The sequence below is a fragment of the Shewanella sp. NIFS-20-20 genome, from assembly GCF_019209865.1.
Classification (GTDB): Bacteria; Pseudomonadota; Gammaproteobacteria; order Enterobacterales; family Shewanellaceae; genus Shewanella.
The window spans coordinates 1-14,847 of the sequence record NZ_JAHUTT010000081.1; the positions used below are offsets into that span (position 1 = coordinate 1).

A 14,847-nucleotide genomic window follows, 5' to 3' on the forward strand; every position below is an offset into this window, starting at 1 on the left:
ACGATTGAAATGAGTACGCGCCAAAGCTTCTGAAAGTTGCATAAAAAAATCCGATGACAAGGGGTCATCGGATTTTGATCCTTTCAGTGAGATCGTCAAGCGATCTGTCTTAACTGATCGGCATTACGCTATGGCGCGGTTTTTTTATGACGATTTTCAATGAAGTGACAAAAATCGGCGGCGGCTTGTTTAGGGCACTCAAGCATGGGCATATGACCTATGTTGGGGTAGACCAAGATGTCGGCATGTGGCAGGCATTGCTGCCAAAGTGCTAAGGCGCTGATGTCTAGAATTTGATCTACTTGCCCCCAACATATTCTGACATCGCCACTGATGCTTGGTGGCACTGGCTCTTGGGTGAACTCACAAAAAATACGTTCTAATAGTAGGTTGCTTTGGCGTCGTTGTAAGTAAATGGCCTTCAGTAATGGCTGTGGTAACCACGGCGGGCGAGCCATGGTTTGTTGATAGAAGTGATCAAATTGTGCCCGGGTCTCAGTAAAAAATGGATTATCACCCGCCATAATGGCTTGGACGAACGGGTTTGTTTGCGGGGCGACGATTCCTGAGGGATTAAATAAATAGGTGGTGAGGCAGCGTTCAGCATGATGGCTAGCTATATATGCGGCGATTTGCCCGCCCATGGAGTTACCCACTAAATGACATTGTTCGATGCCTAATGCATCGAGCATCTGGCACAGACGCTGCGCTTGGCTGGCAATATCAAAGCGGCACTGATCATTATACTCAGACTCACCATGGCCAGTTAAATCAACCATCAGTAATGAATAGTGTTTAGGTAAGTGATGCGCAAACAGGCTCCACACGGTTTTATCAGCACTAAAACCATGGATCATGACTACCCAAGGGGCAGCGCTCGCGTAATGTTGACTGTCTGAAATACGCCAATAGGCCTGATGTTTGAGGTCATCAATGCTGACAAATAAGCGTTCAACCCCGGCCCAATACGCATACATATTGCGCGCAACATGCAAGGTTTTGTCTGGATGCCTATTGGCGGCGTACCACAGCCAAATCAAACCGCCACCCATGATGATGAACCAAGCCATTGCTCTCTCCCTGTCATGCCAGTCAATAGAGAATAATCATAGTCGATATATCTACTGTACCGATGAAGGCTGGCTATTACCAGCGCCGATACTGCGATGCAATAGGCCAGCTTATCGGAGCTAAATGCCGTAGCAACTCGCCGTGATTGGCCAATAAAAAAGGCGCTGCAGTGACGCAGCGCCTTTGTGGCAAATTGCAACGATTAATCGGCAGACTTGATAGACACCGGCGCACTGGGTTTTTTAACATAAGCCATGATCAGCAGCACAATACCGACGGCTAAGAAGGGCAGGCTTAACCATTGACCGGCACTTAACAGATTTTCATGGTAGGCAGCTTGGCTAACCTTGATTGACTCAATGGCGATACGAGCACTGAACACGCTGATTAAAAACAAGCCGAAAATAGCTCCGTGGCGCTGTTTCATTTGGCTGAATCGATAGACTGCACACAAGCCGATAAATATGGCCAAATAGGCTAAGGCTTCATACAGCTGAGCGGGATGCCTTGGTAGAATATCGACTCTGGCAAAAATGATGCCCCAAGGCGCTTGGGTCGGGGTGCCGAGAATTTCCGAGTTGGCAAAATTGGCCATACGCACAAAAAAACCAAAAATGGCGGTCGCAATGGCGAGCCTATCCAATAAAAATAAGAAGGGCAGTTGCACTTTACGTTGGTAATAATAGAGCGCCAAAATGGCCCCAAGCCCGCCGCCATGACTGGCGAGTCCGCCTTCCCAAATCGCAAGGATCTTAAGGGGGTTGGCCAGATAATAGGCCGGATCATAAAATAAGCAATGGGCTAAGCGAGCCCCAACGACAATGCCAATCACGCAGTAAAGCAGGAGTTGATCTAATGACTCAACGTTTAAGCCTTCTTTAACATAGATGCGTTTCATCACTTGAAAGCCCGCCATAATAGCGGTGGCAAACAGTGCCCCATACCAATGTATTTTGAGTCCCATAAACGAAATTAATACGGGATCGAGTTGCCACACAAAATGTTCCAAATCTTTTTACTCCACTCAATCAAAGCGCTATCAGTTCAATCGTCGCCCTGTTTTACTCGGTTGTGAGCCAATAGACAAGTATTTCAGCTTGTTAACTTTGGCGTGCGTGCCGTTAATTCAGCCTTGCAGTGACCTATGTTGCTTGCTAAGAGCGCGGCTGGAAGTAGCCATGTTACCGCGGTGTTGATGAGGCAGTGACATTATTTACGACCTTAAGGGCATTAAGATGGATAGTTACCAGCGCCGATATGATGTTAGCCCGTTTAGCGGTTATGCAAGGGGGGCCAGCTGCCATCCTTTGGGGGAAAGGCTAAATCATGTTGAGGCATCGCCTAAGGCTAGCCTGTTGATTCGCCTTGAAGCCATTGTGGATTGTGTTGTGGCGACCTAGCCAAGCATTGGTTACAGACGGCCACCATGATGAGCACCGATGGCGACAAAGTACGCTGATTAATTACACCGGGCTGGGTTGTTAGCGCTTGGCAGGAATGAGGCGATGTTTATTCATTGATTAAACACAGTAAAGAATATGTGAATTTCAGATTTGTGCGCTAATCTTTAAAAACATGCATACATTGTCAAGTGTTTAATGTTTGGTGTACTGGTTCGATCATTAAGGTTATATCGCTGGAGAGCACACGGATGTTACTTACCATAAGAAGCAAACTTATTTCTGCCATTATCACCTTATTAGCACTACTGTCACTGATTGCGGCAGTGGGCTTATATTATGTTTTTGATCTTGAAAAGAATTTACGACATCTAAGCGAGGATATAACCCCGACCATAGAAAATACGGACGACATGATTGCCTCCTTGTGGGAACAAGGGAAAGTGGCTAATGAAATTATGGCATCAGAAGATATAGATGAAATAAGGCAATTGTATTTAACCATTGAGCCACTGAATCAAACATTCAATAATTCATACCAAGAGCTGACCCACTTACTCGATGAGCAGGAGTTAATAGCGGCACAGCAAGCCTTTGATGCTAACACACGCTTGCAAGGCCAGATCAATGACATGTTCTTGGCTCATAAGCAAGAACTTGATGAGAAATTAAAAGCCAAATCACTGCTGCAATCGTTTGATGACTTAGGCGCCGTACTTATTGGCGCATTAGATGAGTTTGCCATTGAAAATGAAGAAGAAATGGCCAAGGCGGAGAATAAGGGCGATACCTTAGCTAAATCACCCCAAGCAACGGCGCAAGATGTGAATGCTATCTTAGGTGAACTATTCGAGCGCGATTATCCGGTGGTAGAAGCGGCATTAAAGATGCAACGCTATGTCATGGAAATGCAAGATACTGCGGGCGAATATTTGGCTGAAGAGGATCCTGCGCTATTAGCGGCCATTCGGGAAAACTTTGATGAACTAAGCCGCCTTGTCGTTGAAAATATCAATATTCTCGATGAGCTTGCTGAAAGCGAAGAAGACAGTCAGGACGCCAAGGACTTGCGCACTAACTTTGTGCTCTGGCAACAACTCGCGTTAACGGATGGACAATTATTTGATAGTTATCGCATTCAATTACAAGCCGAAGCTAAGGCTGATGCTTTTACTGATGCCCTTGAAGCCAGTATTACTCAAGCCGATGCGTTATTGGAAAACTTAGCGTCAACCGCCGATAGTCTTGCCGATTCCGCCGATGATGAAGCCGCCACCGCAGTGAATACTGCGGTGGTGACTGTCGCGCTAGTATGGCTACTGGCCTTAGTGACTGGGGTGGTGATTACCTATACCTTGATTAAAGTGATCATTAACCCAATCGACCTATTAGTGACGCGCCTCAATGGGATTGCTAAGGGCGATGGTGACTTAACCCAACGTATCGATGACAGTGGCGGGGATGAGTTGGCGGCATTAGGAAAAGGCTTCAATGAGTTTGTCGCTAAGATCCAGCAATTGGTGAAACAAATTAGTAGCGAATCAGTCAATTTAGATCACGCCATTGATTCGATGAGTAATATCAGTCGCAAGGTCAGTGAGCGGGTAGGCTTTCAAAGCCAAGAAGTGAGTCAGGTTGTATCCTATATCGAGCAGGTTCATCATGCTGCCGACAGTATTTTCGATAATGCTCAGCATTGTTCCCACGCCTCCCATGATGCCACTCAAGACAGTGAAGCGGTGCGTTCGACGGTGCAACAAGCCATTGTTTCAGTCGAAGGCTTGGCAGTGAATATCGATGAAAGTTCGCGAGTCATTGATGAGCTGAGCGCTGAGGTCAATAACATTGTCTCGGTGCTGGATGTTATTCGCAGCATTGCCGAACAAACCAATTTATTAGCACTTAACGCCGCCATTGAAGCCGCAAGAGCCGGCGAGCAAGGCCGCGGTTTTGCGGTCGTGGCCGATGAAGTGAGGACGCTCGCGTCTCGTACTCAAAACAGTACCAATGAAATTCAGTCGATGATCGAGAGCCTGAAGAAAGGGGCCAGTGAAGCGGTGGTGTCTATGGTTCGTTCGAAAGAAGGCGGTGATCAAACCGTTAAACTGGCCAATCAAGCCGGCAGTGCATTAGATAGAATTTCTGATGCTATCGCTGGTTTAAATCAAATGAATGCGCAAATTGCGACCGCCGCCGAAAACCAGCGCTCGGTAGTTGGCTCTGCCACTCAATCGGTGGCTAAGGTACAAACTGTGGTGGATGAAAGCCTAGTGGCATCCACAGAAAATCAAGGTTATACCCAAAATATGGGCGGCTCGGTATTGCGCCTGAACAGCTTAGTGAAACAATTTAAAGTGGAGTAAAGGTCACATTAGCATGCCGCATTTATCCTATTGGGGTGATTAAGATTATTTGAGTTCAAGAACATGTATATTCTTGAATGGGAAGCAATGATTAGGATGGGCATTATAGAAGATGCGTTCCCTCAGCGACAAGTTACGACATGTTACCGCCAGGTTAAGATGAGCTCTTGGCTGCTTGGGGTAAATCGATGCTGAATAGCCACACCATGATCGCCGCAATATTAGCTTTACTCGGTTTTGCGGGTAACTATTTAGCCTTGTCGATTGGTTTTGGTGTTGATTTCATTTTTGGCAGTATCTTCACCATTATCGCCATTTGGACCTTAGGCTTGTGGTATGGCTTAGTGGTGGCGCTAATTGCCTCTTCATATACCATGATTCTTTGGAATCACCCCTATGCGTTAATTGTTTTTTCGATGGAAGCCATATGGATAGCCATGGCGCTGCGACGCGGTAACACCAACCTCGTCCTGATTGATGCGGCATTTTGGTTGGTACCAGGCGCAATACTGGTGGCACTATTTTATGGTGGCACTATGGGACTTGATAGCCAATCGGTGCTGGTCATTTTTCTTAAGCAAGCCATCAATGGTCTTTTTAATGCACTAATGGCCAGTATTATTATTTTTTATACCCCCTTGATCCACTGGATCACCAAGCAACCGATTAGCAGTTCTTATAAAAATCTGATTTTCAACGTGATTTGTGCCTTTTTGATGTTTCCTATGATGTTGTTACTGTTCTATGAGAATAATCGCCAAAGTGATGCTTTGACCGAGCATGCTGCAGCATTAGTTAAGTCGGAAATGTTAGAAGCCAAAGATGAGTTGGCGGCGTGGGTAGACAATTATACCAATGCAACCGCTGTCATTGCTAATATGGGCAGCATTTACGGGATGACCTCATCGTCGCAAATACAGCAACAGTTGCAGACAGTAAAACAGTTATTTCCTGATTTTATTAACGTCTATCTGGCGGATCATCAGGCGCAGACGGTGGCTTTTTATCCATCGAAAAATGCCGACGGACAATCGACGATTGGCTTGGATTTTTCCGATAGAACCTATTTCAGAGAGATGTCAGCCATTGGATTGCCTTATATTTCGGATGTGTTTCTCGGGCGCGGCGGAACCGACAAACCGATAGTAACCATTTCATCGCCGATATTTACGCAAGGTCAACTCAGTCATTATGCGCTGGGGGCGGTTAACATTAGTCATCTTCAAAAAATTTTGGCAATCGATGCCGCGCTGAGTGGCGTTGTGGTCACCTTAGTTGATAGCCAAAATAAGGTGATATATTCAAGCGATCCGCGCCGTAAAACCTTAGATACGCTTGAAGAACCTCACGGCCAAATCTCGTCAACCGCGATTGATTCGGTGTCAATTATGGTGCCGAAGCTCGCTAGTCATATGGCGATCACTGAGGTGTGGAAAAAAGCCTACTATTTTTCATCGGTCATCATTCCGGGTACCCAATGGCAATTGACTATTGAATACCCGTTAGCCCCGATGCAATCAGAGCTTTATGCCTATTCCATTAATGGGCTATTAGTCGTTGCCTTGTTGTTTATCCCAATGATTTTAATTGCGTTTACCGTGAGCAAATACTTAACGGATACATTAGCGTCGCTGGCAAATATTACCGAAGATTTACCCAATCGTATTGTTCAAAATACGGCGATTCATTGGCCGAGTTCCACCATCGATGAAGTGACGATGTTGGTCGAAAACTTTAAGGCAACCTCGTTAGCCCTAAGTAATAAAATTGGCAATTTAAACAGTCGGTTGGCCTTAGCCACCGATGCTGGTGGTATTGGGGTGTGGCAATTTGATGTGCAAGAGCATCAGCTATTGTGGGATAACAGAATGTTTGCGCTCTATGGCCTGAAGGCGCATGAAGGCGAAAATACCTTTGATTTCTGGTTCAATTGTTTACATCCTGACGACCAACAAAATATCGAAGCCGAGTTGCAGAGCGCCCTTAAGGGGCAAAAAGATTTTGATACCGAATTTAGGGTGGTGTTGCCGACAGGAGAAGTGCGCCATATCAAAGCGAATGCTCGGGTGATCATAGATGAACAAGCGGCTCCGATACGGATGATTGGCACCAACTATGATATTTCTGATCGTAAAAAAGTCATCGAGGAACTGCGTTTAGCGTTGAAATTGGCCGATTCGGCTAACAAGACGAAAAGTGAGTTTTTGGCCAATATGAGTCATGAAATTCGCACGCCCATGAATGGGGTGCTAGGCATGGTGAATTTGCTATTGGATACCCGTCTCGATGAAGAGCAACGCAGTTTTGCCGAGCTTGTCAAAGTGAGCTCCGAATCGTTATTGAGCATTCTCAATGATATTCTCGACTTCTCTAAGGTCGAGGCCGGAAAATTGGCATTAGAGCCGACAGATTTTGAGATGGGGCAGTTAGTGATTGAATGTGGTCAGACAATGGGGGTTCGCGCGGCAGAAAAAGGGCTCGATCTTATTTGTCCTGCCAACCCAATGCCGGCCCAATGGTTTACTGCTGATGCGGGACGTATCAAACAAATCCTCAATAACTTGGTCGGCAATGCCATTAAGTTCACCGACACTGGCGAAGTCGCGTTGTACTACTCGGTGCAAGCGATTGATAACCAGCAAAGCCTATTGAAGTTTGAGGTAATCGATAGCGGAATTGGTCTTAATCAACAGCAGCAATCAAAATTATTTCAACGATTTAGCCAGGCGGATGGTTCAACCACTCGTCAGTATGGCGGCACCGGCTTAGGGCTGGCCATCAGTAAACAATTGGTTGAATTGATGGGCGGCGACATTGGGGTGGATAGCAGTGAAGCTCATGGTGCCAAGTTTTGGTTTACTCTTATTCTCGATAATGCGGTCGTGGACATGGTTAAACCAAGCCGTGATAATCTCGCTGGCGTTAACGTGCTGGTGGTGGACGATAATGCAACATCGCTACAGTATATCGCGCAACTGCTCACACAGTGGGGCGTTGGGCATACCTTGGCAGCGAGTGCCGAAGTCGCCTTGCTGCATGTCAATTCCGCCGCACCATCCACGCCTTTTGATGCGATACTGATTGATATGAATATGCCCAACATGGACGGCTTACAATTGGCACAAGTGATCAAGCAGCAACCCAATACTGGCGATATGCCGCTGCTGTTGTTGGATTATCACCATCAACACAACTTAGTAACGCATTATATGGATCATGGCTTTAGTGCGTATGTTGCTAAGCCAATTAATGAATCAGGGCTGTATCATTCGCTATTTACCCTCTCAGGGCAAAAAACCGTGAGCCGTCACCGAGCCAATGCGCAGCCGCATCATTTGCCCCAGTTCAGTGGCCGAGTCTTAGTGGCTGAAGACAATTTAACCAATCAAGTTGTGGCCAAAGGCTTGTTGAAAAAGTTTGGTGTTGTGGTCGACATAGCCTCTGACGGAGAACAAGCGTTAAGTTTACTGCAACAGCAAGCCTACGATTTGGTGTTTATGGACTGCCAAATGCCTAAGTTGGATGGCTATCAAACCACACGGCAAATACGCCAAGGTGCCACCTTAGATTGCAATATTCCGATCATCGCCATGACTGCGAATGCCATGGAAGGTGATCGCGAGCAATGTCTCGCAACCGGAATGAATGGTTATATTGCCAAACCGGTTGCGACCGACAAGCTGCAACAGGCGCTGCAACAATGGTTAGCGCCACAAAACCCCATCGCCTCACAGAATGACAAGCCTGCCGATTGTGGTTAAGCCTGTGATTATCATAGCTTTTGATCAGTAACTTACTTCATACTATAGCCTGCCCTTGTGGCATTTGCGTTAAATTCGGCTCGGTATATCGGGCCTTGAGTGTTAACTTCACTGATGATTTGGCGCGCCGAATCGTTAGCAGTTTTGAGTGCACTATGGAGTTCGTTATGGGAAAGAGGGCCATCGTATTAGGCGCCACAGGCGTAGTTGGCCGCGCGCTAGTGGAAATATTATCGCAATCGCCAGCCATAGAGTCAGTGACTGCCATTAGCCGCAGGAAAGTAGTGTATCAGCGTGCCAACATCATTAATCAAGTGATCGACTTTGATCGCCTTAACGCGAGCGCAGAGGTGTTTAACGGTGATGTGCTATTTTCGTGCTTGGGCACGACTGCCAAGCTTGCTGGCTCTAAGGCAAAACAACGTCTCGTGGATGTCGATTATCAATATCAGGCGGCGCAACTCGCCTTTCAGCGAGGGGTCAATCATTATTTACTGGTGTCGTCCAGTGGCGCAAATGCCGCCAGTCGCCATGATTATTTGCAGATGAAAGGGGAGTTAGAGCAAAAAGTTGCAGCGATTGGCTTTAAGCGGGTCAGTATTTTTCAGCCTTCACTGATTATCGGCCAACGCCATGATGTTAGGGTCGGCGAAATCATTGGAAGTCGGCTGATGCCTTGGCTATGTCAGCTGCCGATGTTGGCCAAATACCGCCCCATTACTGGCGAACAGGTCGCGCTCAGCCTCACGGCGACAGGCTTGTCGACGGCGGCGCCGACCCAACGCTTAACCTATTACCGCTTGGATGAGTTACATCAACTTGCCAAGGCTTAGCGCAACTGAGTGCAACAGTTGCTTGTGTCGTGCTAACGGCCATCGGCAGTCTTTACTCGCAAGGAATGGCGGCTGCCAAGTCTGCTATCATGACTCAGTCACCGACCATTCGATAGTTTCTCCGGCACGAATAGGCACCACCTGACTGTCGCCAAGCGGATAGCTGGCAGGAACAGCCCAAGCTTGCTTAGTGAGCGTGATGGTGTCTTGATTGCGCGCCAGACCATAAAAGTCAGGGCCATTAAAGCTGGCAAAGGCTTCTAATTTATCGAGGGCATTGACCGATTCAAAGGCTTCGGCATAGAGCTCAATGGCGGCATGGGCGGTGTATGAGCCGGCACAACCGCAGGCGGCTTCTTTTTTGTCTTGATAATGAGGCGCCGAGTCCGTTCCCAAAAAGAATCTTGGGTTGCCCGAGGTAGCTGCAGCCAGCAAGGCTTGCTGATGGGTATTGCGCTTTAAAATCGGCAAACAATAAAAATGCGGGCGAATACCGCCAGCCAACATATGATTGCGATTATACAGCAAGTGATGGGCAGTGATGGTGGCCGCTACATGATGAGAGGCTTGGCTAACAAACTCGACCGCCTCTTGGGTAGTGATATGTTCGAGTACCACTTTTAGCTCAGGAAAATCAGCCACTAAAGGACGCAATACCGTATCGATAAAGCGTTGTTCACGGTCGAAAATATCGATGGCGCTGTCGGTGACTTCCCCATGAACCAACAACAGCATGCCCACTTCTTGCATGGCGTTAAGTACGGGGTAAATCTTTTTAACGTCGGTCACACCAGAGTCTGAATTGGTGGTCGCACCCGCCGGATAGAGCTTGGCCGCGACAATCTTGCCGCTAGCTTTGGCCCGGCGAATGTCATCAGGGCAGGTGTTGTCGGTGAGGTAAATCACCATCAAAGGCTCGAAGTTGTCATGAGGGCGAACCGCGACAATCCGATCATAGTAAGCCAGCGCCGTCTCGGTATCTGTGGCGGGGGGGACTAAATTTGGCATCACAATGGCGCGTCCCATATAACGGCTAATGTCGCGCACGGTATCGGGTAATTGTACGCCATCGCGCAAATGCACATGCCAATCGTCTGGACGGGTGATTGTTATTGTTGTCATAGGGATCTCTTTGGTCACTTCGATGCGGCGATCTTATGTGTCTGTGGCCTGAGGGTAAAGTAAAAAAGACTAATTTATTCAATAAATCAAGCACTGGCGTCCAAACTTGGCCTCGCGAGTTAAAGGGTTTATGATCTGCCTTTATTTGTGAACGAGGCCGCCAATGATCCACCTTACTGAATTGACTCCCGCGCTTTATCAACACTTATATACCGACATCACCGAATTTCGCCACGCATTTGAGTTGCCCGTGGCCGCGACCGAGGCCATGGAGACTGGCAGTTGTCAGTTACATACTTCGTTGATTGTGGAAGAAATGACTGAGCTAGCACAGGCGGCCAATAAGATAGAGCAAGCCGATGCGCTGGTTGATTGTGTTTATGTGTTGATGGGCCGTCTCGTCCATCTTGGCGCCCAAGCCTATGACTCGCGCCCAGACTTGGCCCATATGCTCGATACCTTGCTGCAAGTCGCGCGTAACTTAGCGATTGATTTTATGCCGTGTTGGGATGAAATCCACCAAAGCAATATGAGCAAATTGTGTCAGTCAGAGTCTGAGCTCACAGCGACGCAAGCGTTTTACGCCGCCAAAGGGGTTCGCCTCAATGCCTTTGCTAAAGGGGGGGCTTGGATAGTAAAATGCGCCGCCGATGCCATGCTTGATAACAAGCCTATTCGCGCCGGTAAAGTGTTAAAGTCGGTTGGTTATCGTCCGGCCGACCTCAGCGCGCTCGTCTAATATTTTGTATTTATTTGAATTAATGCCGCTATTGCTGTGCAAGAGGGCAGAGGAAATCCAGTGAAAACCGCCAGTGCCGTTCATATTTTAGTGAAACATCAGCAGCTCGCTGAAGACATTATCAAGCAGCTTAATAAAGGCGCTAAGTTTGATGTGCTCGCCAAGAAGTATTCTTCTTGTCCCTCAGCCAAAAGCGGCGGTCGCTTAGGTGAGTTTAAACGCGGCCAAATGGTGCCACCATTCGACAAGGTCTGTTTTGCGGGTGAATTACTGGTGCCACATTTAGTCAAAACCAAGTTTGGCTGGCACGTGGTGAAGGTCCTCTACAGGACATAAGGTTTTAATGAATTGACTAGAGCCCTTTCTTAAGGGCTCAATACAAGCTCTGCTATCAGATATTATTCAGGTCAACAGTTAGACCGGAGCCCTCAAAAACGAGTGGCTACACCTGGCCAAAATACCAAGCGGTACCTTGCGGGAGCGCTTCATGCAGGAACAGGGAAAGTAAGCTACGTCGCCAGCGCCAGCAAAGATTCAACGCTGTTCATTTCGATGTTGAAGTTACTGAAAAGACAATACAGGCGAGCCAAAACAATCACGCTCATTGTTGATAACTACATCATTCACAAGAACAAAAAGACTCGGGTATGGCTCAAGCAAAACCCCAAGTTCATTTTGCTGTTTCAACCAGTTTACTCCCCCTGGGTTAACAAGATAGAGAAGTTATGGCATGCACTTCACGAAACGGTCACTCGGAACCACCAGTGCAGGAATATTTCGAAACTGATGGAGCGGGTTAAGTTTTTTATGGATCATGCTTCACCATTTCCTGGTGGCGGGCATGGTCTGGTGAAAGTGGATCACAATTAGGATCACTTATTTAGCTCTCAAGTCTATTCCAAGTGTGTTGGTTACTCTGAGAATCTAAGGTATGCCTGTTCGCCAGACAATCTCATAAAGTAGCCGAAAGCCCTGGGACAGTTGCGTTCTAGCGAATGATTTGATCAACTAGGCCACGAAGATAAACAAACGTTGAGGAACAAAAAGCGGACATTAGCCTTGCAATAACCGAGGTGAGCAAATATCTCCTACTTTTCTTATTTAAGGCACTGAACTCGATTCAGCTTTGTTAAATGTGATTGTCAAATAGAAAACTGTAGTTGTTTAAATGAATCGTGTTTTCACTCCATTAGCGTTGGCGGTATATTAACAACTACCAACGCTAATAACGATTATTTATTTACATTGAATTTTACTTCGCCTATTCATTAACACTGAAAATATCACAGGCATAATGATAGGTAACAACAAAAACAATAACACCCAAAACAGTTTTTTAGTGCTTGACAAACTTGATGTAAAGATAATTTTCATTGGAAAGAGAACTATGATTACAAATATCGATACCTGCCCAATCAATGTCGCTGTAACTTCCATTATTGTCAACCTCTTTTATACCTTAACTGCAAACAAAAACATACGTAACATGCTCATTTCCATCTTTATCCTTGACAGTGGTTTTTTTACTGAACAATTTGACGCATTAACTGACCTCAAACCACCCACAAATGATGCAAACTTATTGGCCGTAGTAAGACCATGAAATACTACTTTTTGAACATTATTTGCTTCAGGAATATCATCAGGTAATTTAACTAAGTCACCATTTGCATCTATAATGTATGCTGAATCTTGAATATATACCAAAACTGCCTTGCCGCTAAACAAATCTCCTAACGTCAATTGTTCTACATCCGCAATCGATATAATCAATTCAACCTTATCAGCGAATGATATTTTCATCCTATTCCACACTGGATTATCAGGTAAAACGCCTACTACGCTATCTAATATACGAAGATTTCCGGCAGCCCCAAGAATAACCCCGTACCACTGATAATTTAATTTATCAAAGACTCTATTTCTGGTTTTTTGATCTGTCAGAAAAGTCATCCCATTCTCATCTGAAATAAAAGGATCGCTGAAAAAAAGGTGTAGCGCTGAAGACACCTCCTCTCATTCTGATTTAATTACTGGGTCCGGAACCGCTTCGCTGGCGTGATAGGTCAAACCAGGAAAAAATGGTGACTCACTCCTTGTAACCAAATAACTCTTCATTGTCTGATTATTAATATCAAATACGTTTACATAAGTGTACTCAGGTTCGCCATATTCATCTGAATTAAAATCAAGGGATTTAGATTTGGTTATTGCTTTATTTTTGTAATCAATATCATCACAACTGTGACAATAAACAGAGTTAATTGCGTTAACAGATGGATATGAGTAAGTCGGGGGGCTGTAGATTGTTACCATTATTAATATTACATTCGCCAAAAATATAAATATAATTTTTTTCATGAAATTTATTCCGTTAAATAAAATGTATAACTATCATGATTCCAAAACGATGGTATCAGGAAGTCTTTTATACAGAAGATGAAACATTTGTGCAACGCTCGCGCATCATCCCAAGTGATTTAATCTCTAAATGTCGTACTTGGCGATGAGCCTTGCTCCGAAGCGCATGCGCGTAAGCTAAGCAAGATACAAAGTGTTCAAATCAAGTGCACTCGGGGTCGTGCAGCAGGCTTGTGATTCGTTGCTGTCATGCTTGGCTCAGTGTGACTAATTGTTGATGGCAGTTCATATAGACACCTGTGAATTTAGTTTCTCTCCTAACCATGGTAAAACATGTTCTGGCTTATGGGTAATGTAAGGCATACCAGCCGTGAGCCTAATCGGTTCGTTGTGGCTTAAACTACTGATGAGGTTGTTTTAGGAAACCCTTTGATGAGCTTAGTTATAATCAATACCAGCCCCGATATCTCACTGTCAATTATTACTCTGTCCTGCAAGCCAATCGATCAATTTTGCGTGGTAATAAAGGCGGGGTATTATGCCAAGGGCGTCTGCGCCTGGCTCTGCGTGTTGTTAAGATAGTTAGCTTCTTTTGGCCTGCATGAATGGCAAGAATGGTGCCATCCACTAAAATGGAGTCGATGGAGTTATCGCCATAGTGTTGGTGTTTAATCGCATCCGATTGCTAAGATTGTTAGCTATTTTTTGTGAGGGTTGTCCATCATTGGTCGTTTGCCTGATGGCCGTGTTGGCCATCATATGCGGTGTTCGGTGTTCGGTGTTCGGTGCGCGGCCAAACGACAGGCTAACTTACTACAATAATCAATATCTTAAGCTAATTTTTACTGAGAATTGGGGGAGCTATGAATATAGCCATCGTTGGCGCGGGTATCGGAGGGCTTACAACCGCATTATTTTTAGAGAAACTGGGTATTACGGTTCATATTTTTGAACAAGCAAGTGAGATTAAACCTGTTGGCGCAGGCATTATTTTGGCTCATAATGCCATGCAGGTATTTGATAAGTTGGGTATAAAAGATTTGATCACGCGTTTGGGAAACCCATTGTCACAGGGCGTCCGCATGAATGGTTAAGATTTAGGCGCTGATGTAAATCCGGCCACAAGGACTTGCTCCAAGAAGGCGGGGCTCATCATGCAGCGTTTCTGTTTCATCGGCACACTAATCTTAGTCGGCT

11 protein-coding genes and 1 pseudogene are annotated in these 14,847 nt (G+C 45.9%); 7 read left to right on the forward strand and 5 right to left on the reverse strand.

All coding sequences use genetic code 11. The features are described 5' to 3' along the window. Positions 1-128 precede the first annotated feature (128 nt). Both KU855_RS17495 and lgt read right to left on the reverse strand, forming a co-directional pair. Positions 129-1,070 carry an alpha/beta fold hydrolase gene (locus KU855_RS17495; RefSeq protein ID WP_218532213.1) on the reverse strand — a complete coding sequence of 314 codons (942 nt, stop codon included), beginning with the start codon at positions 1,068-1,070 and terminating at the stop codon, positions 129-131. Between the two features lie 203 nt (positions 1,071-1,273). Next, complete coding sequence (gene lgt / locus KU855_RS17500; protein ID WP_218532221.1) at positions 1,274-2,080, reverse strand: prolipoprotein diacylglyceryl transferase; 807 nt, start codon at positions 2,078-2,080, stop codon at positions 1,274-1,276. A gap of 642 nt (positions 2,081-2,722) precedes the next feature. On the opposite strand from lgt, the gene KU855_RS17505 reads away from it, so the two are divergent. The 3 genes from KU855_RS17505 to KU855_RS17515 all read left to right on the forward strand — a co-directional run bounded on the left by KU855_RS17505 (position 2,723) and on the right by KU855_RS17515 (position 9,428). Continuing rightward, positions 2,723-4,834, forward strand: coding sequence for a methyl-accepting chemotaxis protein (locus KU855_RS17505; RefSeq protein ID WP_218532223.1), 2,112 nt, complete (start codon positions 2,723-2,725; stop codon positions 4,832-4,834). 188 nt (positions 4,835-5,022) lie between these two features. After that, the gene (locus tag KU855_RS17510) at positions 5,023-8,595 is read left to right on the forward strand and encodes a response regulator (RefSeq protein ID WP_218532226.1); all 3,573 of its coding nucleotides are present in this window, start codon (positions 5,023-5,025) and stop codon (positions 8,593-8,595) included. Between the two features lie 167 nt (positions 8,596-8,762). Then, complete coding sequence (locus KU855_RS17515) at positions 8,763-9,428, forward strand: NAD(P)H-binding protein (protein ID WP_218532228.1); 666 nt, start codon at positions 8,763-8,765, stop codon at positions 9,426-9,428. A gap of 87 nt (positions 9,429-9,515) precedes the next feature. Here the strand turns inward: KU855_RS17515 and pyrC are convergent, their stop codons facing one another. Continuing rightward, entirely contained in the window at positions 9,516-10,550 is a 1,035-nt protein-coding gene (gene pyrC / locus KU855_RS17520; RefSeq protein WP_218532230.1) for a dihydroorotase, read from the reverse strand. Positions 10,551-10,716: 166 nt separating this feature from the next. Between pyrC and KU855_RS17525 the strand changes: the two genes are divergently transcribed. The 3 genes and pseudogenes from KU855_RS17525 to KU855_RS17535 form a co-directional block, all read left to right on the forward strand. Continuing rightward, a complete protein-coding gene (locus KU855_RS17525; RefSeq protein ID WP_218532247.1) occupies positions 10,717-11,289 on the forward strand; it encodes a nucleoside triphosphate pyrophosphohydrolase family protein in 573 nt (190 codons plus the stop codon). A 60-nt stretch (positions 11,290-11,349) separates the two neighbouring features. Further along, positions 11,350-11,625 carry a peptidylprolyl isomerase gene (locus KU855_RS17530; protein ID WP_218532232.1) on the forward strand — a complete coding sequence of 92 codons (276 nt, stop codon included), beginning with the start codon at positions 11,350-11,352 and terminating at the stop codon, positions 11,623-11,625. 84 nt (positions 11,626-11,709) lie between these two features. Further along, positions 11,710-12,159, forward strand: a pseudogene (locus tag KU855_RS17535) (IS630 family transposase); the annotation flags it as partial. Positions 12,160-12,741: 582 nt separating this feature from the next. Here KU855_RS17535 and KU855_RS17540 read toward each other — a convergent pair. Both KU855_RS17540 and KU855_RS17545 read right to left on the reverse strand, forming a co-directional pair. Then, positions 12,742-13,299 carry a hypothetical protein gene (locus tag KU855_RS17540; RefSeq protein ID WP_218532234.1) on the reverse strand — a complete coding sequence of 186 codons (558 nt, stop codon included), beginning with the start codon at positions 13,297-13,299 and terminating at the stop codon, positions 12,742-12,744. A gap of 6 nt (positions 13,300-13,305) precedes the next feature. Beyond that, positions 13,306-13,650, reverse strand: coding sequence for a hypothetical protein (locus tag KU855_RS17545; protein WP_218532236.1), 345 nt, complete (start codon positions 13,648-13,650; stop codon positions 13,306-13,308). A gap of 863 nt (positions 13,651-14,513) precedes the next feature. On the opposite strand from KU855_RS17545, the gene KU855_RS17550 reads away from it, so the two are divergent. Continuing rightward, complete coding sequence (locus KU855_RS17550; protein WP_218532244.1) at positions 14,514-14,744, forward strand: FAD-dependent monooxygenase; 231 nt, start codon at positions 14,514-14,516, stop codon at positions 14,742-14,744. Positions 14,745-14,847: the final 103 nt, after the last annotated feature.

Coding starts and splice junctions, on each gene's coding strand:
- KU855_RS17495 (WP_218532213.1), bottom strand. CDS start 1,070: ATGGCTTGGTTCATCATCATGGGTGGCGGTTTGATTTGGCTGTGGTAC.
- KU855_RS17505 (WP_218532223.1), top strand. CDS start 2,723: ATGTTACTTACCATAAGAAGCAAACTTATTTCTGCCATTATCACCTTA.
- KU855_RS17510 (WP_218532226.1), top strand. CDS start 5,023: ATGCTGAATAGCCACACCATGATCGCCGCAATATTAGCTTTACTCGGT.
- KU855_RS17515 (WP_218532228.1), top strand. CDS start 8,763: ATGGGAAAGAGGGCCATCGTATTAGGCGCCACAGGCGTAGTTGGCCGC.
- pyrC (WP_218532230.1), bottom strand. CDS start 10,550: ATGACAACAATAACAATCACCCGTCCAGACGATTGGCATGTGCATTTG.
- KU855_RS17545 (WP_218532236.1), bottom strand. CDS start 13,650: ATGAAAAAAATTATATTTATATTTTTGGCGAATGTAATATTAATAATG.
- KU855_RS17550 (WP_218532244.1), top strand. CDS start 14,514: ATGAATATAGCCATCGTTGGCGCGGGTATCGGAGGGCTTACAACCGCA.